This is a genomic window from Aeromicrobium duanguangcaii, assembly GCF_024508295.1.
GTDB lineage: Bacteria > Actinomycetota > Actinomycetes > Propionibacteriales > Nocardioidaceae > Aeromicrobium > Aeromicrobium duanguangcaii.
Genome location: NZ_CP101990.1, coordinates 2,921,167 through 2,944,244, shown reverse-complemented (window position 1 = coordinate 2,944,244; position 23,078 = coordinate 2,921,167). Strand labels below are relative to the sequence as shown.

At 69.6% G+C, this 23,078-nt stretch carries 17 protein-coding genes and 2 pseudogenes; 13 read left to right on the top strand and 6 right to left on the bottom strand.

Annotation, left to right across the window (positions count from 1 at the left end; all coding sequences use genetic code 11):
* The first annotated feature begins 21 nt into the window (after positions 1-21).
* From NP095_RS14390 to NP095_RS15330, 3 genes and pseudogenes are all read left to right on the top strand, one after another.
* On the top strand, positions 22-624 hold the full coding sequence (locus NP095_RS14390; RefSeq protein ID WP_232418524.1) for a TetR/AcrR family transcriptional regulator: 603 nt from the start codon (positions 22-24) through the stop codon (positions 622-624).
* Positions 621-1,412 (top strand): TIGR03084 family metal-binding protein, encoded by a 792-nt coding sequence (locus NP095_RS14385; RefSeq protein ID WP_232418525.1) that lies wholly within the window; start codon positions 621-623, stop codon positions 1,410-1,412. The genes NP095_RS14390 and NP095_RS14385 overlap by 4 nt, the downstream gene beginning before the upstream one ends.
* 373 nt (positions 1,413-1,785) lie before the next feature.
* Positions 1,786-1,890, top strand: a pseudogene (locus NP095_RS15330) (hypothetical protein); the annotation flags it as partial.
* Positions 1,891-1,914: 24 nt separating this feature from the next.
* On the opposite strand, the pseudogene NP095_RS14380 reads toward NP095_RS15330, so the two are convergent.
* From NP095_RS14380 to NP095_RS14365, 4 genes and pseudogenes are all read right to left on the bottom strand, one after another.
* A pseudogene (locus NP095_RS14380) lies at positions 1,915-2,487 on the bottom strand (DUF6994 family protein); the annotation flags it as partial.
* Positions 2,488-2,537: 50 nt separating this feature from the next.
* Positions 2,538-3,428: a GIY-YIG nuclease family protein gene (locus NP095_RS14375; protein ID WP_232418527.1), complete on the bottom strand. Its 891-nt coding sequence runs from the start codon at positions 3,426-3,428 to the stop codon at positions 2,538-2,540.
* Between the two features lie 297 nt (positions 3,429-3,725).
* Positions 3,726-4,382, bottom strand: a complete 657-nt coding sequence (locus tag NP095_RS14370; RefSeq protein WP_232418528.1) for a hypothetical protein — start codon at positions 4,380-4,382, stop codon at positions 3,726-3,728.
* A gap of 166 nt (positions 4,383-4,548) precedes the next feature.
* Positions 4,549-6,744, bottom strand: coding sequence for an ABC transporter permease (locus NP095_RS14365; protein WP_232418529.1), 2,196 nt, complete (start codon positions 6,742-6,744; stop codon positions 4,549-4,551).
* A gap of 146 nt (positions 6,745-6,890) precedes the next feature.
* Here NP095_RS14365 and NP095_RS14360 point away from each other — a divergent pair, with 146 nt between their 5' ends.
* The 9 genes from NP095_RS14360 (at position 6,891) to NP095_RS14320 (ending at position 17,439) form a co-directional block, all read left to right on the top strand.
* On the top strand, positions 6,891-7,529 hold the full coding sequence (locus tag NP095_RS14360; protein ID WP_232418530.1) for a TetR/AcrR family transcriptional regulator: 639 nt from the start codon (positions 6,891-6,893) through the stop codon (positions 7,527-7,529).
* A 40-nt stretch (positions 7,530-7,569) separates the two neighbouring features.
* Positions 7,570-7,875 carry a hypothetical protein gene (locus tag NP095_RS14355; RefSeq protein ID WP_232418531.1) on the top strand — a complete coding sequence of 102 codons (306 nt, stop codon included), beginning with the start codon at positions 7,570-7,572 and terminating at the stop codon, positions 7,873-7,875.
* Between the two features lie 75 nt (positions 7,876-7,950).
* Entirely contained in the window at positions 7,951-9,687 is a 1,737-nt protein-coding gene (locus NP095_RS14350; protein ID WP_232418532.1) for an acyclic terpene utilization AtuA family protein, read from the top strand.
* Positions 9,684-10,835, top strand: coding sequence for an acyl-CoA dehydrogenase family protein (locus tag NP095_RS14345; protein WP_232418533.1), 1,152 nt, complete (start codon positions 9,684-9,686; stop codon positions 10,833-10,835). The genes NP095_RS14350 and NP095_RS14345 overlap by 4 nt, the downstream gene beginning before the upstream one ends.
* A gap of 104 nt (positions 10,836-10,939) precedes the next feature.
* Positions 10,940-11,983 carry a winged helix DNA-binding domain-containing protein gene (locus tag NP095_RS14340; protein WP_232418534.1) on the top strand — a complete coding sequence of 348 codons (1,044 nt, stop codon included), beginning with the start codon at positions 10,940-10,942 and terminating at the stop codon, positions 11,981-11,983.
* Positions 11,980-13,578 carry an acyl-CoA carboxylase subunit beta gene (locus tag NP095_RS14335; RefSeq protein ID WP_232418535.1) on the top strand — a complete coding sequence of 533 codons (1,599 nt, stop codon included), beginning with the start codon at positions 11,980-11,982 and terminating at the stop codon, positions 13,576-13,578. The genes NP095_RS14340 and NP095_RS14335 overlap by 4 nt, the downstream gene beginning before the upstream one ends.
* Before the next feature lie 32 nt (positions 13,579-13,610).
* A complete protein-coding gene (locus tag NP095_RS14330; RefSeq protein WP_232418536.1) occupies positions 13,611-15,518 on the top strand; it encodes an acetyl/propionyl/methylcrotonyl-CoA carboxylase subunit alpha in 1,908 nt (635 codons plus the stop codon).
* Positions 15,515-16,678 carry an acyl-CoA dehydrogenase family protein gene (locus tag NP095_RS14325; protein ID WP_232418537.1) on the top strand — a complete coding sequence of 388 codons (1,164 nt, stop codon included), beginning with the start codon at positions 15,515-15,517 and terminating at the stop codon, positions 16,676-16,678. The genes NP095_RS14330 and NP095_RS14325 overlap by 4 nt, the downstream gene beginning before the upstream one ends.
* Positions 16,679-16,692: 14 nt before the next feature.
* Positions 16,693-17,439: an enoyl-CoA hydratase-related protein gene (locus tag NP095_RS14320; protein ID WP_232418538.1), complete on the top strand. Its 747-nt coding sequence runs from the start codon at positions 16,693-16,695 to the stop codon at positions 17,437-17,439.
* A 72-nt stretch (positions 17,440-17,511) separates the two neighbouring features.
* Here the strand turns inward: NP095_RS14320 and NP095_RS14315 are convergent, their stop codons facing one another.
* Together NP095_RS14315 and NP095_RS14310 are read right to left on the bottom strand one after the other, a co-directional pair.
* Complete coding sequence (locus NP095_RS14315) at positions 17,512-18,324, bottom strand: hypothetical protein (RefSeq protein WP_232418539.1); 813 nt, start codon at positions 18,322-18,324, stop codon at positions 17,512-17,514.
* 158 nt (positions 18,325-18,482) lie between these two features.
* Positions 18,483-18,704 (bottom strand): hypothetical protein, encoded by a 222-nt coding sequence (locus NP095_RS14310; protein ID WP_232418540.1) that lies wholly within the window; start codon positions 18,702-18,704, stop codon positions 18,483-18,485.
* A gap of 193 nt (positions 18,705-18,897) precedes the next feature.
* Between NP095_RS14310 and NP095_RS14305 the strand changes: the two genes are divergently transcribed.
* A complete protein-coding gene (locus tag NP095_RS14305) occupies positions 18,898-22,920 on the top strand; it encodes an NHL repeat-containing protein (protein ID WP_256766100.1) in 4,023 nt (1,340 codons plus the stop codon).
* Positions 22,921-23,078 lie beyond the last annotated feature (158 nt).

The window sequence follows — 23,078 nt, the reverse complement described above, 5'->3', positions numbered from 1 at the left end:
GTCGTCGAGCATGCTGGGCCGGTGACCGACAGCCCCACGAGGACGCCGCAGCCCGAGCGCACGCGGCTCATGCGGCAGCGCCTCCTGGAGGCCACGGTCGACTGCCTCGTCGAGTTCGGCTGGGCCGGCACGTCGACCACCGTGGTCAGCCAGCGGGCCGGCGTCAGCCGCGGCGCCCAGCTGCACCACTTCCCCAGCAAGCAGGACCTCGTGGTCGCCGCCGTCGAGTACATCGCCGAGCGACGCCGCGAGGAGCTGTTCGTCGACCTCGACCTGCTGCCGGAGCAGGGCCGCACGCGGGCCGTCCTGGATCTGTTGGCCGGCCAGTTCACCTCGCCGGTCTTCCTCGCCGCTCTCGAGCTGTGGGTCGCGGCGCGCACCGATCCCGACCTGCAGGCCAAGGTCGCCCCGTTCGAGCGCCGCGTGGGCCGCGAGACGCACGCCCGCGCCGTGGAGCTGCTCCAGGTCGACGAGTCGCGTGGACGCAACCGTCAACTGGTCCAGGCCACCCTCGACCTGCTGCGTGGCCTCGGCCTCGCGGCGACCCTGACCGACGACTCCACCCGCCGGGCCTCGATCCTCGACGCCTGGGCCGAAACCCTCGACCGAGAACTGGAACGATGACCACTCTTGACACCGTCCTGGACGACCTGGCCGCCGAATCGCTGCAGCTGGACGGCTGGGTCGCCGGCCTGAAGCCCGACGAGTGGGCCACGGTCACCACGCCCGAGGGCTGGACCGTCGCCCACCAGGTCGCGCACCTGCACTGGACCGACGTCACCTCGACGCACGCCATCAATGACAAGGCGGCGTTCGACGCGCTGATCATGGCGGCGCTGGAGAACCCCGAGGGCTACATCGACCAGGCCACCGACGAGCTCGCGCTCGAGCCGCCGGAATCGCTGCTGCCGGCGTGGCGAGCCGGCCGCGCGGCTCTCGTCGAGGCGCTGAAGTCCGTTCCCGAGGGCCAGAAGATCCCGTGGTTCGGCCCGCCGATGAGCCCTGTCTCGATGGTCACCGCCCGACTGATGGAGACCTGGGCGCACAGCCACGACGTCGCCGAGGCGCTCGGCATCTCGGTGCCGCGCACCGATCGCGTCAAGCACGTGTGCCACATCGGCGTCCGCACGTTCACGTTCACGCACATGATGCGCGGCGAGGAGGCGCCCGACGTCCAGCCGCGCGTCGAGCTGACCGCCCCGTCCGGCGAGGTGTGGACCTGGGGCCCCGAGGACTCGCCCGAGCGCGTCACCGGCGACGCCTGGGACTTCGCCCTGCTGGCCACCCGTCGACGTCACCGCTCCGACGTCGACGTCACCGCCGAGGGCCCCGCCGCCGACCACTGGCTCGACATCGTCCAGGCCTTCGCCGGCCTGCCGGGCAACGACCCCAAGCCGTTGGCCGAGCGCTGACCGCTGGCTGAGTCCGGCCGCGCGCAGCGCCCGGCCGAGATGTGTGGACTTGCGCACCGAACCCGTGCTGAAAGGTGCGCAGGTCGACGCCAGGGTGTCGAGGGCGCGATCGACAAGAAGAGGGCCAGGTCCGGAGCACACTAGGGCGACGCAACGTCGCGTACAACACGTACCGCGTGACGGGGTCGGACGAAGACGGCGAGCGGGTCACCACGTGCTTGGAGTTTCTGTCACCGTCGTGGCTGGCGAAGTCGCGAGCTGATGTGGTCGACAAACTGGAGGCGCTCGTGGCCGCCGTCGTCGAAGCCATCCAGGAGAACGGCGAGTCAGTCCCGAAGCCGCTCGCTGAGCGCCGGTACTCGGGACCTTCAATGCCCGCATCGGCGAGAACATGCACCGGCGCTCGTTGGCGATGCATGCGGCGCAAGAGCACATCAGCCCCAACTGGTACGTGGTCCGCAAGCTTGCCGCTGGCTGACGTCTCTGCGCCAAAACCGCGAACTCACTGGCCCTGGGAAGAGAGCATCCGTTCGTTTCTATGAGCGATGAACGCAATAGTCCGTTCGCGGTAGGCCATGTAGCCATCGAGGTCACGGGGCACGGCCGGCCCTCGGAAATCTTCGAAGGGCAGGAAGAAGTCGACCCCATCGTCGGGCGTGAGCAGGTCCTGCAGCAGGAAGAACTCGACGTAACCGGCGAAGCCGTTGAACAACTCGAAGAAGTCCGTGTATCGGTTTAACGTCTCCCCAAGTGGACTCGGCAGGCCGCAATAGTGACGGCGGATGCACTCGAGAGTTAGGTCCATGCGGTCCTTGATGTGCGGGTGGAATCCTCGCGCGCCGTTCAGTGTCTGCTTTCCGTCGACTCGCTGGCCGGGCCAGATGATGAAACCGCCGACCGTGTACGCGAGGTGGACAAAGCTCTCGATGCTCGCTGGGTCGGCACAGCCGATGATCGGCTGCATCGCTGCCTGCGTCGTGAACGTTGGGATGATCGAGTCGCTGGAGAGCCAGAAATCGCCCTTGTCGGATCGATGGTGCAGGTAAACGCCCGGCGTGTCGGTGTGGAGTTCGAACGTCGAGCCGCACGTCGAAGTCGGTGTCGATCGTCATGGCCGAGTGCCGATCAGTTCCGGTTCAAACCGAATTCGCGCGTCAGCAGGCTCTCCTTGAAGTGCGACTCTGCTGCGTTGACCTCGGACGCCGGCGTGCTCGGACCGAAAACTCGAAGGATGCTGAACACGAAGTGGCGAGCGTGCACGGTCTTCGCGACGTCACCACCCACACTCTCGTAGGCAAGTTCGCGCAAGCCGACGTTTCCGCCGTGCCCGTCCTTGGCGTAGGCCGTCCAGCGTCCGAGGATCCGCTCGGCGCCGTCAGCCTTGCCCACATACTGCTTACCGTTCGTCGAGTCGGTGATCAGGTAGATGCCCTGGACCTCCCGCAGCGCGGATCGCCAATCCTCATGCCGGTGGCTCTCAACCATTTCCTGTAGCTCGTGGAAGGTCAGGCGCACGCCGTCGAACCCGGGGAAGGGGACCTTGTCGCGGTCGGCGATCTCCAGCACGGGCAGCCTCGCGGCACTCGCTGCCCTGCGGTGCCAGTTACGTGGACTGTTCCACTCGACGACGAGTCGGCCCGCCAAGGGAGCGAGGAAATCGCTGGGGCCGAGGTCGAACGTTCGGTGCGTGTCGTCACGGAGCTCGGTTAACTCGCCTCGGTTCTCGAACGTGCCGAAAAGACGGGACCGCTTCTGCCCGTCAGCGATGAGGATCACCCAGTAGCGCGGGGGATCCGCCGGGAATCGCCTGGTCAGCACGCTCTGCTGACGCGTGTAGGCGAGGACGCGCTCCAGTCCCAGGTCCTCGGGACCCCGGAGTCCGTCGTGTGAACCGGGATTGAAGCTGTGCCGGATGACATGGATGTCCTCGAGCGCGATCGGCGGATCGTGTTCGCCGCCGAGGCCGACGAAGATGTGTCCAAGCTTCAATGAAGCGGGCTGCGAGGGCGTTGTCACGGAGGCCGTCGAGGCAGGGTGTAGCACGCCGTCAGGCTAAGCGGCGGAAGCTCCTCGGTGCGGAGGTTTTGATGCCTTTACGAGTAGAGCAACTACTTCGTTCTGGAGAGGATCTTGTCTCCGGCCACAGGACTACCTTCGAACGCGGCCGAGTCTGAGGTCCGCTCATGCTGACGGGAGGTTACCCGGGCAGTCGCCAGTTGGGTCGGAAGCGAATCCGCGCAACGTCTGTGACTCGACGAACTCGCCGCGAAGGCACGAAGCGCCCGGCAAGCCACCGTGCGCTTCGTGCTGGGGTCACTTCCGTGAGTACTTCACCCGCGGCGTGAACGTCTTCTTGTACGGCAGGTGATCGATGCGAGCCGGTGTGTACTCGTGGTAGCCGAACTCGTCGATCTGCCCGGACTGGATGGTCCGCACGTTCACCCGGACGTACTTCGGGTGGTACAGGCAGCCCTTCTTCGGCTTGACGTGAACGACGACCTTGCCGGCCTCGAGGTCGTACCGTTCGCGCACCGTCTTGCCGCACTTCCCGGCGAACGGGTAGGTCCGCCAGCTGGTGCGGTGCTTCTTCGACCCCGTGAGCGCGCGGAAGCCGCCGTCACCCGGGATGCCGACCTCTTCGGCGAACTCGGCACCGCGCGAGCGGTGGTTCGTGTCGAGCAGCAGGCGGAACTCGCCCACGGGGGTGGACTCCGACTCCCAGTCGACTGCCTTCATCTTCACGGTGATCCGCACGCCCTTGGCGTTGTTGACCACCTTGACCTGGTAGAGGTCGAGGGCGCTCGACCCGCCGCCGAGCGGATCGGTCGTGGCGCGCTCCTGTGCCTGGGCGGTCGGCGCCCCGGCGAGCAGGCCCACCGCGATCGCAAGCGAAAGCAGAAGGCTGCGGATGAATGGACGGTTCGTGCCTGAGGCGCGGTGGACGTTCGTGGTCGCTCGATAGCTGGGCATGGGATTCTCCATCTTCGTGAGCCGCTGGTGTCGTCGATGGAGAGACGGTCACGAGCGAATTCGTACGCCCTGCGGTGCGGACAACCGAAGGAGGACCCAGAAGATTGGGGAGGATCGCAGTCACTGAATGACCGCAATCCTCCCCAATGAGACTCGAGCCGACCGCTCAGTTCCGGCGGCGCGACCCCGGGCGGCGCGGTTCAGCGCCGGCGACGACGAGGTCGTCCTCGGTGTCGACGGGTGCCTTCGCCTTGCCCCGCTCGGGCATGTGGCGCGGGCCCAGGGGCGCCGGCGGGCGCGCCCCGTTCCGGTTAAGCCAGGGATCCACGACGAGGAAGTTCACCGCGAGGCCGACCAGGCCCCAGATCGCGATGACCATGACGTCGCGACCGATGCCGACTCCGTCCAGATAGACCGCCGAACGGGCGATGTCGACGGCTGCGGGCAACGGCAGGATGTCGGCGAGCGGACGGAAGAACTCCGGCACCATGTAGAGCGACAGGCCGCCGCCGGAGGCCGGCACGCCGGCCAGCATCACGACGATCATCACCGGGACCAGGCCACCCAGTCCGAAGACCCGGATCACCGCCGCGCTCGCCCAGGCGACGGCGAAGACCGTCAGGGCGCCGAAGCCGATCAGCTCGAGGGCGTGGCCGTTCACGGCGCCGATCAGGACGTCGTAGAGGAACCAGAGCCACACCGAGATCCCCACGGACCAGCCCGCCACTAGCGGCAACAGCTGGCGCGTGCGGGTCAGGTCCGGGGCGCCACCGCGCATCACGGCGAAGAACAGGAAGCCCGCCATGATCCAGCCCATGCCGACGTACAGGCTGTTGCTGCCGTTGACGTCGTCGTCGCTCAGCGGGGCGATGTCATCGTGCGCCAGCTCAGAACCCGACCCGGCGGCGACGGCGTCGAACATCTGCGTGACGGCCGACTGCTGACTGGAGCCCGCGCCACCGGCCGTGACCAGCGTCGGATCCTGACCGGCCGCCGACGGCAGCACGTAGGCCGCCACGATCTCCTGGCTGCGGACCAGGTCCTCGGCCTCGGCCGCGGAGTCCACGACCCGCAGGTCGACGAACTCGCCGAGCTGCGGCTCGACGCCGTCGACGAAGGCACCGGCCTGGGCGGCGGGGCCGACCACGGCGACGGGCATGTCGGCGACCTTGGCCTCGTGCATCGAGAAGCTCATCAAGGTGACGACCGTGATCATGATGGCCAGCGGGAACATCGCGACCGCCACCAAGCGCGTGCGGTAGGGCGCCACGGGACCTCCCGGCAGGGCGGCCAGCGGTGCGTCCGGCTCGGTGTAGAGCGGGCCGCCCACGACGAGGTGGCCGGAGCGGCGCTCCTTCACGATCGCCAGGGTGAGCGCGACGACCAGCCATGCGGCGAGCGTCAGCACGTGCCTGCCGAAGCCGTCGCCATCGAAGTAGATGACTGACCGGAGCGCCTCACCGGCGGCAGGCAGCGGCAGGATCTCGTGCAGCCACTGGAAGAACTCGGGCATGGTGTGGACCGACATCGCCAGGTTCGACGACGGGACGCCGAAGATCACCCACATCAGCATGCCCAGGAGGACGGCGAACGGTCCGAGCACCTTGGTGAACAGCAACTGCGAGACGCCCACCGCCGTCACCGCGAGCGTTCCGACGCCCAGGAACAGCGGGTAGTGCCCGTCCACCGCTCCGACGAGGGGTCCCAGGATGAGCCAGATCAGCGAGCTGGTCAGGGCGCCCCAGCCGACGGCGATCGGAAGGAAGCGCCGCACGCGCAGCAGGTTCGGCAGGCCGGCGAGGAGCGTGCTCAGCGGCACGTATCCGGCCAACATCATGCCCATCGCCGCGAACAGCACCATGGTGCCCGTGCCGTCGGACTCCGGCAGGGGCACGAGGTCGTTGGTCTCGACCTGCCACCCGTTGGCGACCGCTGCCGGCACGAGGAGCTTGTCGACGGTGGTGGCCTGCGAGGCACCGGAGGCCATGGCGTGGTGAACCTTCGCGACCGTGCCGGTCACCGGGATCTCGATCGCGCCGCCGATCTCCTGGTCACGGATCAGCTCCGCAGCCGCCGCGGCGTCATCGACGCGGCGAACGTCGAGGGCACCGTCGGAGTCGGCCTCGAGCTTGTCGGCGAACTGTTGCGCGACCTCGCCCTGACCGACGACGGCGACCGGAAGGTCGCGCGGGTGCGGGTTGTGCATCGTCCCCATGTACGTCGCGTACATCATCGTGACGATCAGGAACGGCATGACGAACAGCGCGATGAGGCGGCCCTTGCGCTCAGCCGGCGTCTCCGGCGGGGGCGGCGGGTACTTCTCGTGGGCGCGCGGCTCGGCCGTCGCTGGGGTTGCTGACACAGGTGACTCCTCGGATCGCGCGTGGGCGCGAAGGGTGAAAGGGGGACGGCCGGTGGAACGGCCACGTCCCAGCGTAAGGCACTTGGCTTAATTCGGCGGGGTCTCGCTAGGGTTGTCCTCGTCACCTCGGCTCGCGGAAGGAACTCATGGCGCGCCCCAACGCCCGGAATCTCCTGCTCGACGCCGCCGAGCGCCTGTTCGCCGAGCACGGCATTTCGACGGTCTCGGACCGTCAGATCGCCGACGCCGCCGGCAACACCAACCACTCGGCGGTGAGTTACTACTTCGGTGGTCGTCGCGGCCTGATCGAGGCCCTCCTCGAACGGCACCAAGCAGGTCTCGAGCCACGTCGTCGCGCGATGTTCGAGGAGTCGGACTCGTTGCTGGGCGACATCCGGTCAGCGGTGATCCCGCTGACGTCGGCCTTGGCGGAGCTGCCGACGCCATCCTGGCGCGCGCGCTTCCTCGACCAGGCGCTCCACGACCCGCCGACGGCCGAGCTGCTGCGGTCCGGGCCGTTGGGCAACCCGATGGCAGGCGCCGTCGCGCGCTCCGTCGTCCAGCGGCTGGCCCACCTCGACGCGAACGTGGTCCGGGCGCGGGCCCAACTGACGGCACAGATCATCAGCACCACGTGCGCGCAGATCGAGGAGCTCGCCGAGCAGTCCGGCCAACCGGCGCGCTGGGCCGAGGCGGGCACCTTCTTGTGTGACGCGCTCGCCGGACTGCTGCAGGCGCCCATCACCTCGGACATGGCGGCAGACAACTCACGGCCCGACGTGTGAGAGTGAACCCACTCGCGCCCCGTGTCGTCCAGGAGGATGCATGAGCTCTCGCAGCACCCTGACCCGAGCCGCTGCCGGCGCGCTGCTGGTGAACGCCGTGCCCCACGGCGTCGCGGGCCTGATCGGTCGGCCTTTCCCCACTCCCTTCGCCGACCCTCCCGGCAGAGGCCTGTCCGGGCGCGTGCCGAATCTGGCGTGGAGTGCAGCCAACCTGGCGCTCGGCGCGGCTCTGCTGCGTGGCCACGACGGATCGGCCCGCGAGAAGAAGGTCGTGGCGGTGAGTGGGGCTGCGACCGCCGTGGCGCTGACTGCCTACTTCGGGAGCCTGGACCTCGGTACGGACTGACGGTCGCCGGGAACGAAGCTGTGGAAACTAAAAAGCAGGCTTGACTGTTTCTTTGTGACGCGGGACACTCGTCCCGTGCGTACTCTTCGTGTCGGCAACTGCTCGGGCTTCTACGGCGATCGCTTCTCGGCGATGCGCGAGATGCTCGAGGGCGGCGAGCTCGACTACCTCACCGGCGACTACCTCGCCGAGCTGACGATGCTGATCCTGGGCCGCGACCGGATGAAGGACACCGATCTCGGGTACGCCAAGACGTTCCTCAAGCAGCTGACCGAGAACCTCGCGCTGGCGAAGGAGCGCGGCGTCAAGGTCGTCGCCAACGCCGGCGGCCTCAACCCGGCCGGCCTGGCCGACGCCATCCGCAAGGTCGCCGCCGAGCAGGGCGTCGAGGTCTCCGTTGCGCACGTCGAGGGCGACGACCTGGTGGCGCGCTCGGCCGAGTTCGGCTTCGGTGACGCGCTGACCGCCAACGCCTACCTCGGCGCGTTCGGCATCGCCGAGGCGCTGCAGGCCGGCGCCGACATCGTCGTCACCGGCCGCGTCACGGACGCCTCCGTCGTCGTCGGGCCCGCGATCGCCGAGTTCGGCTGGGGGCGCGAGGACTTCGACCGGCTCGCCGGCGCGGTCGTGGCAGGCCATGTCATCGAGTGCGGCGCGCAGGCGACGGGCGGCAACTTCAGCGGCTTCCTCGACATCGACACCACCCGGCCGCTCGGCTTCCCCATCGCCGAGATCAGCGAGACCGGCGACGTCGTCATCACCAAGCACGAAGGCACCGGCGGCGCGGTCACGGTCGACACCGTCACCGCGCAGCTCGTCTACGAGATCCAGGACCAGCGGTACCTGAACCCCGACGTCGTGGTCGACCTGACCAGCATCGACCTGGCCGCCGACGGCGACGATCGCGTGCGCATCTCCGGCGTCCGCGGCGGTGCGCCGCCGGCGACCACGAAGGTCTGCCTCAACGCGTTCGGCGGGTTCCGCAACAACGTGGAGTTCGTCCTGACCGGCCTCGACATCGAGGAGAAGGCCGCCTGGGTGCGCCGCCAGATCGAGACGGCCCTGGCTGGCAACCCGCCCGCCGAGATTGTCTGGGACCTCGCGCGCACCGACCACCGCGACCCGGCCTCCCAGCCCGAGGCCGCCGCGATCCTGCGCTGCCACGTCAAGGACGCCGACCTGAACTTGGTCGGCCGCGGCTTCAGCGGCGCCGCCGTCGAGGTCGCCCTCGCGTCGTACCCCGGCTTCACGATGACCGCGCCTCCCGGCCGCGGCGCCCCCTACGGGATCTACCGCGCGGCGTACGTGCCGCAGGCCGAGGTGCCCCACGTGGTCGTGCACGCCGACGGCTCGCGCACGGAGATCGCCCCGCCCGCCGTCACGGCCGACCCTGAGAGCCACTTTTGGAACCGGATCCACGCAAGTTCGGCAGAGAATGGTGGATCCGTTTCCAAAAGTGGCGAGGGGCGGCCGAGCGCGCTGGGCCGCCTGGTCCACGCGCGCTCGGGCGACAAGGGCGGCAACGCCAACGTCGGCGTCTGGATCCCCTCGAGCCACCCGCGCCGCGAGCAGGCCTACGCCTGGCTCGAGACCTTCCTGACCGAGGATCGCGTCCGCGAGCTGTTGCCCGAGGCGGCCGACCTGGCGATCGACGTCCACCCGCTGCCGAACCTGTCCGGCATCAACCTGATCCTGCACGGCCTGTTGGGGGAGGGCGTCGCCTCGTCGACGCGCTTCGACCCCCAGGCCAAGGCGCTCGGCGAATGGCTGCGCGCCCGCATCGTGACCATCCCCGAGGAGCTGCTCGCATGAACCCCTGGAACACCGACGAGCGGCAGGCGCTGCGCCAGGCCGTCGAGGCCTTCACCCGCGCCGAGATCGCGCCGCACCTCGCCCAGTGGGAGGACGACGGCGAGCTCCCGCGCGAGCTGCACCGCAAGACCGCCAAGGCGGGCTTCCTGGCCGTCGGGTTCCCCGAGGAGGTCGGCGGCGACGGTGGCGACATGATCGACGCCGGCATCGCCACCGAGGCGATGCTCGCCGCGGGCGGATCGACGGGCCTGCAGGCAAGCCTGTTCACCCACGCGATCGCAACGCCGCACATCATCGACTCGGGCAACGCCGACCTGATCGACCGGTACGTCCGCCCGACGCTCGCCGGCGAGATGATCGGCGCCCTCGGCGTCACCGAGCCCGGCGGCGGCTCCGACGTGGCCAACATCCGCACCCGCGCCGTCCGCGACGGCGACCACTACGTCGTCAACGGCGCCAAGACCTTCATCACCAGCGGCGTGCGCGCCGACTTCGTGACCACCGCCGTCCGCACGGGCGATGAGGGCCACGGCGGCATCAGCCTGCTGGTCATCGACAAGGACACGCCCGGCTTCACCGTCGGCCGCAGCCTGCGCAAGATGGGCTGGCACTGCTCCGACACCGCCGAGCTGTCCTTCGAGGACGTGCGCGTCCCCGTCGAGAACGTCGTCGGCGAGGAGAACAGCGGCTTCTACCTGATCGCCCAGCAGTTCGTCGGCGAGCGGATCAACCTCGCGACGCAGTCCTACGCCACCGCGCAGCGCGCCCTCGACCTCGCCGCCGCGTACGCCAAGGAGCGCGAGACGTTCGGCAAGCCGCTCATCGCCCGGCAGGTCATCCGCCACAAGCTGGTCGAGATGCACTCGCGCACGGCCGCCGCCCGCGCCCTGACCCGCGAGGTCGTCGAGCGCGCCGTCGACACCCCCAAGTCCGACCCGACCCTGATCCTCGACGCTGTCGTGGCCAAGAACCAGGCCGTCGCCTGCGCCGAATACGTCGTCCACGAGGCCGTCCAGATCTTCGGCGGCATGGGTTACATGCGCGAGTCCGAGATCGACCGCCACTACCGCGACGCCCGCATCCTGGGCATCGGCGGCGGCGCCACCGAGGTCATGAAGGACCTCGCCGCGAAGCTGCTGGGGTACTGAGTGACTCCCAACCGCCCACCCTCGAGCCACTTTTGGAAACGGATCCACGCGTTTTCGTCCGTGGACGGTGTCACCGTTTCCAAAAGTGGAGAGGGGTGGCGGACATGAGCCCAGCACAGGTCCGCGGAGAGCGGATGGCTCGGCAACGGTTGATCGGCGAGCCGTTCCCGGACCTCGCCACGTGCGTCGGAACCCTCGGCGCGGTGCAGTTCCAGGAGTTCGAGGACTCGCTGTGGTCGCTGGCCCGGCGCACGAAGGACAAGCCCTCACGTGAGGCGATCGCCACGGAGATCGCCGAGGGCTCGCTGGTGCGGCACCACGTGCTGCGCCCGACGTGGCACGTCGTCCGCGTCGAGGACCTCGGCTGGATGCTCGACCTGACGGCCGACCGGATCCGCGCGCAGTCGCGCCCGCAGCTGCGGTCCACCGGTCTGCTCGAGGACCGCGACCGGTTCGTCGCCGTGGTCGGCCAGATCGTCGAGGCCGCGGACGCCCCGCTGACCCGCAAGGAGATCGGAGCGGCCCTGGCCGAGCGCGGGGTCGAGCTCAAGGGCATGGCGCTCGGGCACGTCACGATGGGCGCCGAGCTGGACAAGGTCGTCACGACCGGCCCTCGCCGCGGCAGCTGGGACACCTTCGTTCCCTACGCCTCGCGCATCCCGGCCAGCGACCTCGACCGCGACGAGGCGCTCGTCCGTCTCGCGTCGATGTACCTGGCCGGCCACGCGCCCGCCACCGCCCGCGACTTCGCCTGGTGGGCCGGCCTGACCCTCACCGACGCGCGGCGCGCGTTCGAGCAGGTCGAGCCCGAGGCGTTCGACGCGCCCACCTCGGACGGCACCACGTTCCTGCTGAGCCTCTTCGACGAGCTCGTCATCGCCTACCAGGACCGCTCGCACTACGAGGTGCCCACGGCGCGCGACGGAGTCATCGACGTCTGGGGCGGCAACCTGGCCCTGATCGACGGCGTCGTCGCCGCGACCTGGCGTCGCCTCAAGCCCACGCGCAAGGCCGACCCGGTCCTGCTCGAGATCACCCCCGTGCGAGCCCTCTCGCCCACCGACCGCGAGCGCATCGAGTCCGATGCCGCCTCGCTCATCGACCACCTCGACACCACCGTCGACCTGCAGTGGAAGGACGCTTCATGAGTGCAGTCAGGACCGCCGTCGACCCGACGTCGGCCGCGTACGCCCAGAACCGGGAGGCGGCGCTCGAACGCGTCGCCGACCTCGCCGAGCAGCACGCCAAGGCGCTGGCCGGCGGCGGCGAGAAGTACGTGGACCGTCATCACAGCCGAGGCAAGCTGACCGCGCGCGAGCGCATCGAGCTGCTCGTCGACCCGGACGCGCCGTTCCTCGAACTGGGCGCGCTGGCCGGCTGGGGCACCGACTTCACCGTCGGCGGCTCGATCATCACCGGCATCGGTGTCGTCGAGGGCGTCGAGTGCATGATCATCGCCAACGACCCCACGGTGAAGGGCGGCTCGTCCAACCCGGTCACGGTCAAGAAGGGCTTCCGCGCCGCGCAGATCGCGGCCGAGAACCGGCTGCCCACGATCAACCTGGTCGAGTCCGGCGGCGCCGACCTGCCGACGCAGAAGGACATCTTCATCCCCGGCGGCGCCAGCTTCCGCAACATCACGCAGGCCAGTGAGGACCGCCGTCCCACCGTGGCGCTGGTGTTCGGCAACTCCACCGCCGGCGGCGCGTACGTGCCCGGCATGAGCGACTACGTCGTCATGGTCGACGGCGGCGCCAAGGTCTTCCTCGGCGGCCCGCCGCTGGTGAAGATGGCCACCGGCGAGGAGTCCGACGACGAGTCGCTCGGCGGCGCGCAGATGCACGCCAAGCAGTCCGGCCTGGCCGACTACCTGGCCGTCGACGAGCGCGATGCGATCCGACTCGGCCGCCAGATCATGCGTCGCATCAACTGGCGCAAGGCCGGCCCCGTCCCCGCCTCGGTCTACAGCGAGCCGCTGCTGGACCAGGAGGACCTGCTGGGCATCGTCCCGACCGACCTCAAGGTGCCGTTCGACCCGCGTGAGGTCATCGCGCGCCTGGTCGACGGCAGCGAGTTCGACGAGTTCAAGCCGCTCTACGGCCAGAGCCTCGTCACCGGGTTCGCCCAGCTGCACGGCCACCCGATCGGCATCCTGGCCAACGCCCAGGGCGTGCTGTTCAGCCAGGAGGCCCAGAAGGCCGCGCAGTTCATCCAGCTGGCCAACCAGATCGACACACCGCTGCTGTTCCTGCACAACACGACCGGCTACATGGTCGGCGCCGAGTACGAGCAGGGCGGCATCATCAAGCACGGCGCGCAGATGATCAACGCCGTCTCCAACAGCAAGGTCCCGCACATCTCGATCGTGATGGGCGCCTCGTACGGCGCCGGTCACTACGGGATGAGCGGCCGCGCCTACGACCCGCGCTTCATGTTCAGCTGGGTCGGCGCGAAGTCGGCAGTCATGGGCCCGGCGCAGCTGGCCGGCGTCATGGAGATCGTCGCCCGCCAGTCCTCGGAGTCCAAGGGCATCCCGTTCGACGCCGAGGGGTTCCAGGGCATCAAGGACCTCGTCGAGCAGCAGATCGAGGAGCAGTCGCTGGCGTACTTCACCAGCGGCCTGGGCTACGACGACGGCGTCATCGACCCGCGCGACACCCGCACCATCTTGGGCATCTGCCTGTCCGCCATCGCCAACGCGCCCGTCGAGGGCGCCCGCGGCTACGGGGTGTTCCGCCTGTGAGCGCCTCCACCGTCCAGCAAGGAGTCAACCCGGTGACCATCAGAAGAATCCTCGTCGCCAACCGTGGCGAGATCGCCCGCCGCGTGTTCCGCACGGCCCGTGACCTCGGCATCGAGACGGTCGCCGTGTTCTCCGACGCCGACGCCGACATGCCCTTCGTGGCCGAGGCGGACCTCGCGGTGCGCCTGCCCGGCAGCGCGCCCTCGGAGACCTACCTGCGCGGCGACCTCGTGATCGACGCGGCACGCCGCACCGGCGCCGACGCGATCCACCCCGGCTACGGCTTCCTGTCCGAGAACGCCGCCTTCGCCCGTGACGTCGAGGCGGCCGGGCTGGTCTGGATCGGCCCGAGCCCGGAGTCCATCGACGAGATGGGCAGCAAGATCCGCGCCAAGGAGATCATGGCCGCGGCAGACGTGCCGATCCTCTCGGTCGACGTCGCCTCGGCGACCGACGCCGACCTGCCGCTGCTGGTCAAGGCCAGCGCCGGCGGCGGTGGCCGCGGCATGCGCGTGGTCGAGCGCCTCGAGGACCTCGACGGCGAGCTTGCCAAGGCGCAGGCCGAGGCCCAGTCCGCGTTCGGCGACGGCACCGTCTTCGTCGAGCCGTACCTGCCGCGTGCCCGTCACGTCGAGGTGCAGATCCTGGCCGACACGCACGGCACCGTCTGGGCCGTCGGCGACCGTGACTGCTCGATCCAGCGCCGTCACCAGAAGGTCGTGGAGGAGGCGCCCGCGCCGAACCTGTCCGACACCGCACGCAAGACGCTGCACACCGCGGCCCGTGCGGCCGCCGAGGCCGTGAGCTACCGCGGCGCCGGCACGGTCGAGTTCCTCGTCGACGGCGACCGGGTCTTCTTCCTTGAGATGAACACCCGGCTGCAGGTCGAGCACCCCGTCACCGAGCAGGTGCACGGCATCGACCTCGTCGCCGCGCAGATCGCGATCGCCGAGGGCAAGCCGCTCGAGGGCGAGGTCTCCGCGCCGCAGGGCCACTCGATCGAGGTGCGCCTCTACGCCGAGGACCCGGCCGACGACTGGTCGCCGCAGACGGGCACGATCCGCACGTTCGACTTCCCCGAGACGGTCCGCGTCGACTCCGCGGTCGAGGTGGGCAGCGTCGTGGGCATCCACTACGACGCGATGATCGCGAAGGTCATCGCGCACGGCCCCGACCGCACCACCGCGCTGCGCATCCTGGTCGACGCCCTGCGTCGCTCGAGCGTGCACGGTGTCACGACGAACCGGTCGGCCCTGCGTCAGATCCTCGAGGCCCAGCCGGTGCAGGACGCCGACCTGTGGACCTCGATGCTGGAGGAGCACGCCGACGCGTGGATCACGACGGAGGCCGGCGATCCGCTGGTGCCCGTCGCGGCGGCGCTGGCCGAGGCCACGATCGCGGCCGCCTCCGGACGGGTGCTTTCGCGCATCCCCGCCGGGTTCCGCAACGTCCCGAGCCAGTCGCTCACCCGCGAGTACGAGGGCCACGAGCCCGTGCGGTACCGCAGCGCGGCCGGCCGGCTCACGGTCGACGGCGTCACCCTCGTCTCGATCGACACGTTCGGCTCCGCGGCCGAGGTGCTGCTCGAGGCCGACGGCGTCACCCGCCGCTACTGGGTAGAGACCGGCGAGAAGCACGTCGACGTCGACGGTCCGGAGGGTTCGACGAGCCTGACCCCCGTGCCGCGCTTCGTCGACCCGGCCGACGTCGTCGCCGAGGGCTCGCTGCTGGCGCCCATGCCGGCCGCGGTCACCGCGGTCCAGGTCGCCGACGGCGATCGCGTCTCGAAGGGCGACCCCGTCGTCGTCCTCGAGGCCATGAAGATGCAGCACACCATCACGGCGCCGTCCGACGGCGTCGTCAGCAACCTGGCGGTCACCGTCGGGCAGCAGGTCGAGGCCGGAGCCGTCCTCGCCGTCATCGAGGAGGAGCAAGAATGAGCAACTTCACCGAGTCCGAGGAGCGTCGTGAGCTGCGCAAGGCCGTCGCGGCCCTGGGCGCCAAGTATGGCGAGCACTACTTCTACGACGCCGCGAACTCCGGCCGCAAGACCACCGAGCTGTGGTCCGAGGCGGGCAAGCTGGGCTACCTCGGCGTCTCGATCCCCGAGGAGTTCGGTGGCGGTGGCGGCGACATCGGCGACCTCGCCGCAGTGTGCGAGGAGCTGGCGGTCGCCGGCTGCCCGCTGCTGTTGATGGTGGTCTCGCCGGCGATCGTCGGCACGGTCATCGCGCAGTACGGCACGCCCGAGCAGAAGCAGCGCTGGCTGCCCGGCCTGGCCGATGGCACCGAGACGTACGCGTTCAGCATCACCGAGCCGGACGCCGGGTCGAACTCGCACAACCTGGTCACCACGGCCACGAAGACCGAGGACGGCGGCTGGATCCTCAAGGGCGGCAAGACCTACATCTCCGGCGTCGACGAGGCCAGCCACGTGCTGGTCGTCGGTCGCACGGCCGACGCCAGGAGCGGCAAGCTCAAGCCCGCGTTGTTCATGGTGCCGACCGATGCCGAGGGCTTCAACGCCCAGGAGATCGAGATGGGCATCACGAGTCCCGAGAAGCAGTTCACCCTCTTCTTCGACGACATCCGCCTGCCGGCCGACGCGCTGGTCGGCAGCGAGGACGCCGGCCTGGAGCAGCTGTTCGCCGGTCTCAACCCCGAGCGCATCATGGCCGCCTCGATGGGCACGGGCACCGCGCGCTGGGCGCTCAACAAGGCCGTCGCCTACGCCAAGGAGCGCGACGTCTGGGGCAAGCCGATCGGCGCGCACCAGGCGATCGCCCACCCGCTGGCGCAGCTGCACATCGACATCGAGATGACGCGACTGCTGACCCAGAAGGCCGCGGCGCTCTACGCCGCGGGCGACCTGATGGGCGCCGGCGAGGCCGCCAACATGGCCAAGGTCGCCGCCGGTGACGCGGCCGCCCGGGCCGTCGACACGGCGATCCAGACCCACGGCGGCAACGGCCTGGCGAACGAGTACGGTCTCGTGCAGGCCCTGGCCGCGTCGCGCCTGTCGAACATTGCGCCGGTGAGCAAGCAGATGGCCCTCAACTTCGTGGCCCAGTTCTCGCTCGGCCTGCCGAAGTCCTACTGAGTCGGAGGAGCACCATGACCGAACTCGTCCACCTGGACGTCGCGGACGGCGTCGCGACGATCACCCTCGACAGTGAGCACAACCGCAATGCGCTGAGCCGTCAGCTCGTCACCGAGCTGGGGGCGCACCTCGAGGCCGCCGAGGCCGACGCAGACGCGAAGGTGATCGTGCTGCGCTCGGCTCACCGCGTGTTCTGCTCGGGCGCCGATCTGTCGGAGGCGGCGGAGGGCTCGATGCAGCAGGGCGCGGCAACGCTGATCGACCTGCAGCGCCGACTGGCCACGAGCGCGAAGCCGGTCGTGGTGGTCCTCGGCGGGCCGGTGCGCGCCGGCGGTCTGGGGCTGGTCGGCGCGGCCGACATCGTGCTGGCCACGCGGCCGGTCACGTTCGCGCTGACCGAGGTCCGGCTGGCGCTCGCGCCGGCGGTCATCAGTGCGTCGTTGCTGCCGCGGCTGTCCCCGCGTGCCGCGTCCGAGCTGTTCCTCACGGGGCGCAAGTTCGACGCGGCCGAGGCCGCCGAGATCGGCCTGGTCACCCGGGTCGTCGAGGACGGTGAGCTCGACGCGGCGCTGCAGAGCGTGCTGGCCGACCTCTCGCTGGGCTACCCGCAGGGATTCCGTGAGACGAAGGCACTGCTGAACCACGACCTCGTCGAGCGCATCGACCGGCTGGGCGACCAGCTGGCCGAGCAGTCGGCGCGGCTCTTCGGCAGCGACGAGGCCCGCGAGGCGATGCTGGCCTTCTTGTCCCGCAAGGGCTGAACCTGCTGAGACGACGAGCGCCCCTCCCCTGGTCGGGGAGGGGCGCTCGTCGTCTAGGGGTCGGGCGGAACCTCAGAGAGGCAGGACCGCCTGGGGCAGCGCGTTCACCGAGCAGTGCACTCGGGGCTTGATCAGGCCGGCACTCTGTGCGGCGTTGTCCGTGTTCTCGTCCACCATCATCGCGACGAGACTGCTCTGACGCTTGATCGGCCAGCGCGTCTCGACGACTCCGGAGTTGCCCGAGACCATCTTGACGGAGAAGCTCTCCGGGTCGTCGGTGATCGAACGCCCCTGGAACACGTAGACCATGGCCTGGTTGGCCGTCGGAGCCTCGACCGCGAGACCTGCGACGAGCGCATCGCATGAGCGGCCGGTGTCGATGAACAGGTAGCCGTCGTCATTGTGCTGGGTCGGGACGTAGGTCGGGGCGTGGACCTTGCCGTCGATGCGCAGCGAGCCGCGCGTCAGGCCGTCGGTGGCAGCGCTGGCGCCGGCATCGAGCCAGCGCCAGCCGACGAATCCGCGGGCGGTGCTCGACCCGGCGCGGGCCTTCTTCGACTTCGGCGCGACGACGCGCAGGTACTGCTGTCCGGCGGTGGTCACCGGGACGGTCGTGGCGTAACGACGCTTCGAGGTCGTGGTGATCTTTCGGACCGTCTTCCAAGCGCCGCCGCCGACCTTGCGCTGGACGAGCAGGCGCTTCTTCGCGGCCTTCGGGCCGGAGACCTTGCCCGAGATCGCGATGGTCTGACCGACGTCGGCAACGGAGCGGGAGGTGGAGATGCTCAGCTTGAAGGTGGGCTTCTTGGCGGCGTGGGCAGTGGCGGGCGCCAGGGTGAGGACCAGTCCGGTCGTCACTGCGATGGCAAGGGCGCGGGTGCGCATCAAGGGGATCCTTCGGGTTGGGGAACACACAGCGGCGCCAGCCTTGCAGTGTTTCCCCTGTGGCGGGTGTGAAACACGGAGTTACGGGGAGGGTCACCTGACGAGGGACGCCCTCCCGGCTGGGAGAGGCGTCCCTCGGTCTCGCAGTGGTCAGGGACCTACTTCGCGGTGAGGCGGTTCACCGCGCAGTGCATGGCCGGGTTGACCGCCGTGACGACGCCCGCGCCGGCGTCCATGCCGAACCAGTAGCCGCCCTTGATCGTGTACCGCAGGTTCTTGGCCGGAGCGTTCGCCGCCACGGCGTGCTCGGTGCCGTTGCCCCAGCCCGGAGTCGAGTGGAAGGTCGTGACGGACGCGTCCTCGTTGATGCCGTCCTTCACGCCGAAGCCGCCCTTGAAGACGTCGCACCTGTCGTTGGTGGTGAAGGTGGCGCGTCCACCGGACGTGAGTGTTCAATAAAACTATCCCGGGAGAAACATGCGCCACAGCAGAAACGGAGATCTCTCTCCACTTTGTGAAGAGAGATACGGGAAAACGCTCTCGGGGGCATCACTCGCCCCGTAGGTTCATCGGGTGCTCTCTTCGCCCACGCGCCCCGTGAGTCCCCGCGCGTCACGCCGCGGCTCGCGTCCGCTCGCTCTCCTGCTCGTCCTGCTCACGGTTCTCGCCGGTATGGTCTCGACCTCCGCGCCGGCGCAGGCCGCGAGCGGGCCGATCTCGATGGGTTCCTTCGGCTCCTCAGGTTCCGGTGCGGGCCAGTTCTCCGGCGCGAATGACCTGGCCGTGGGGCCCAACGGCCACGTCTACGTCGCCGACGCCGCCAACCAACGCATCCAGGAGTTCACGTCCGAGGGCGCGTTCGTCCGCAGCTCGGTGCGCAGCTACTTCGTGAGTGCAGTGACGGTCGGCTACGACGGCCAGGTCTACGCAGTGGACTCCATGGGCTCGGTCTTGAAGTACGCCTCGGGCCTGCAGAGCTACACCGAGATCCGCAGGTCGGGCGGCGCCTTCGGCATCGCGGTGGACCGCGCCGGCAACCTCTACGTCACCGACACGGGCGCCTCACGCATCGAGAAACTCGATTCCAGTGGGCGGCTGTTGGCCACGTGGAGCAAGGCCACGGGCGACTCCCGATCCTTCTCCAGTCCCTATGGCATCGCCGTGGACGGCGCAGGCTCCGTCCATGTCGCCGACTACGGGAACGCGAGAGTGGTGAAGCTCGACGCCAGCGGCGCCTTCGTGTCCGAGATGACCCAGGTCGGTGGCGGCTCGCTCGCCGGGCCGTACCGGGTGGCGGCGGATGGACAGGGGCGCATCGCGGTGACGGACATCGCCCGCGCCCGCGACAGCGTGTCGGTGTTCTCCGCCGACGGTGCGCTGGAAGCGACCTGGGACCCGTCGGGGCCGACATACGGGGTGCCGTACGGAGTGGCATTCGGCTCTGACGGAACGATCTACGTGCTCAACTTCTACATCGACGCGGTGCAGATGTTCCGCCTGTCCCCTGCCTTCGGCGCGTTCACGCCCCAGATCGCGGGTTCGGGTCGGGTCGGTGACACGTTGACGGTGTCTGCGTCGACGACGCCGGAGCCGGCCTCGTGGGCCTACGCATGGACGGTCGCGGGCAGTGCCGACGTGCGCTCGAACACGACCACGTTCACGCCCACCGCGGCCGACCAGGGCAAGACGGTCACGGTCTCGGTGACGGCGAAGGGCGCCGGCGGCGATCCGGAGGATCGAACCGAGACGGCCACGAAGGCGATCACGGGCAAGGTGATGGACACGACGGTGACCATCGTCGACTCCACGCCGGATTCGGCGCCCACGTCCGGCGACGTGCTGACCGTGAAGGCCGACGAGTCCACGCTTCCCGCAGGCGCGACCGAATCGGTCCGCTGGGGACGCCTGGCTGGCCAGGACTGTGTCGTGGCAGGCGCCGCCGCCGACGAGTACACCGTCGTCGCCGGGGACGCGGGAGCGACGCTCTGCGCCGAGGTGACCTATGGGGCGGCCGGCCACGAGTCGTTCACGAAGACCGCGACGGCGAGCTCCACCGCGGTCGGCGCGTTCACCATGGCGTCCTCGGCGATCGACGCGAAGGCGCCGGTCGTGGGCCAGTCGGTCACCGCGTCGATCGATCTGGCTGACGCACCCGCGGGCGCGAAGGTCACGTCCTGGCAGTGGGGTGTCGTCGCTGGCGGCGACTGCGTGGCCATCGCCGGTGCGGACGAACGGACCTTCGCCGCGGACGTGTCCGACTTCGAGAAGGTGCTGTGCCTGACGGCGACTGTGAGTGCGCCGCACCACCTCGACGCGCAGGTGACCGTGACCGTGGGTGCGGTGGGTGCCGGCACGTTCGGGCAGGCACCGACGGTCACCCTCTCGGACTGGGCCCAGGTCGGTGTGGAGCTGTCCGCCGAGGTGACCGGCGGCGACCCCGCCGGCGCCGATCGCGCGTACCAGTGGAACCTGGATGGTGACCCGATCGACGGTGCGACGCAGGCGGCCTTCACGCCGCGTGCCTCCGACGAGGGCCACGATCTGTCCGTGACGGTCACCTCGACCGTTCGCGGATACGTCGCTGACGTGACCACGTCGAACCAGGTGAAGATCGCGGCAGGTCGCCTGAGCGTGCCGGAGCCGACCTTCGACACCGCGCACCCGAGGGTGGGCACGGCGGTGTCGCTGCCGGTCGACCTCGCCGAGGCGCCCGAGGGCGCCGAGGCGCACTGGCAGTGGGGCACCCGCGACGGTGCCGAATGCGTCGCGATCGGCGGTGCCGAGGGTGACACGTTCACGCCGACCTCTGCTCAGGTCGGTGAGCCCCTGTGCGTGGTGGTCAGCGTCACGGCGCCGGGCTACGAGCCGATGGAGGCGATCTTCACGGTCGAGAACGCGGTGGTGCGAGGCACGTTGCCCGCGATGAGTGCTGTGTTGAGCTCGACGTCCCCGAAGGCTGGCGCGACGTTGACGGCGTCGCTGCTGGCCGGCGAACTGCCGGCGGGCGCGACGACGCGGGTCACATGGGGTCATGCGTCGACCGCGGAGGATTGCCGGCCCGACGAGGTCGCCGCGTCGTTCGAGGTCACTGGTGCGATGGCTGGCGGTGTGGTGTGTGCGCTGGTGGAGGTGACGGCCCCCGGTTATGCCGAGTGGTCGACGGTGTTGAGTGCCGAGGTGGAGAAGGGCCTGCTGCAGATCGCGGCGCCGGTGCTGAGCACCGACCGTCCGGCGGTGGGTGTGGCCGTGTCGCTGCCGGTGGATCTGTCCGAGGCGCCTGAGGGTGCTGAGCTGGTTCGGCAGTGGGGCGTGGTCGATGGCACGGAGTGCGTCGCGATCTCCGGTGCGACGGGTGAGTCGTTCACCCCGACCGCGGACCAGGTCGGGCAGGTGCTGTGCGCTGATGTGTCCGTGACCGCTGCGAGGCACTTCGCGTTCGAGATGACTGTGATCGCCGAGAACGCGGTGGTGCGAGGCACGTTGCCCGCGATCCGTGCGGCACTGAGTTCGACGTCCCCGAAGGCTGGCGCGACGTTGACGGCGTCGCTGCTGGCCGGCGAACTGCCGGCGGGCGCGACGACGCGGGTCACATGGGGTCATGCGTCGACCGCGGAGGATTGCCGGCCCGACGAGGTCGCCGCGTCGTTCGAGGTCACTGGTGCGATGGCTGGCGGTGTGGTGTGTGCGCTGGTGGAGGTGACGGCCCCCGGTTATGCCGAGTGGTCGACGGTGTTGAGTGCCGAGGTGGAGAAGGGCCGGCTCGAGGTCGCGGCGCCGGTGCTGAGCACCGATCGTCCGGCGGTGGGTGTGGCCGTGTCGCTGCCGGTGGATCTGTCCGAGGCGCCTGAGGGTGCTGAGTTGGTTCGGCAGTGGGGCGTGGTCGATGGCACGGAGTGCGTCGCGATCTCCGGTGCGACGAGTGAGTCGTTCACCCCGACCGCGGACCAGGTCGGGCAGGTGCTGTGCGCTGATGTGTCCGTGACCGCTGCGAGGCACTTCGCGTTCGAGACGACCGTGGTCGCCGAGAACGCGGTGGTGCGAGGCACGCTGCCCGCAATCCGTGCGGTGGTCAGCCCGATGGCGCCGAAGGTCGGCACGAAGCTGACGGCGTCGACGTTCTCGACGGCTCTGCCGGCCGGCGCGAAGACGACCGTCTCGTGGGGTTACGCCGTGCAGGGCGCGACGTGCCGCCCGGCGAAGGCTGCGGTGTCGTTCTCGGTGACGAAGGCGATGGCCGGGCGCACGGTGTGTGCGCTGGTGACGGTGACGGCTCCCGGCTACGCCGACTGGTCGACGGTCGTGAAGACGGGACTGGTCAAGGAGACCGCGAAGGTCACGGTGTCGCCGAAGAAGGTGCGGGGTGCGGCGAAGTTCACGATCCGTGCCCAGGGGCTGGCTCCGGGCCAGCGTTACCGCATCTCGCTGCGGACCAAGAAGGTCACCGGCAAGGCCGACTCCCACGGCCGGATCGTGCGCAAGATCCGGTACAAGGCCGGTCTGGTCTCCAAGAAGCGTGTCATCACGGTCCGCGGGTACGACTCGCGCGGCAAGGTCGACTACGTGAAGAAGGTCAAGGTCGTCCACCGCGCGAAGTGACCCTCCGCGAGGCGCCCCGCGAGCCCAGCCGTCCCCCCTCGGCGGCCGGGCGCTCGCGGGGCGCCGTCGTTGGTGAGACCCCCCGTCCGCCCCTGATACATCGGGGTGGTCACCCGGGCCGAATGTGAGTACGGTCACATGTAAACATCAGTGACAGG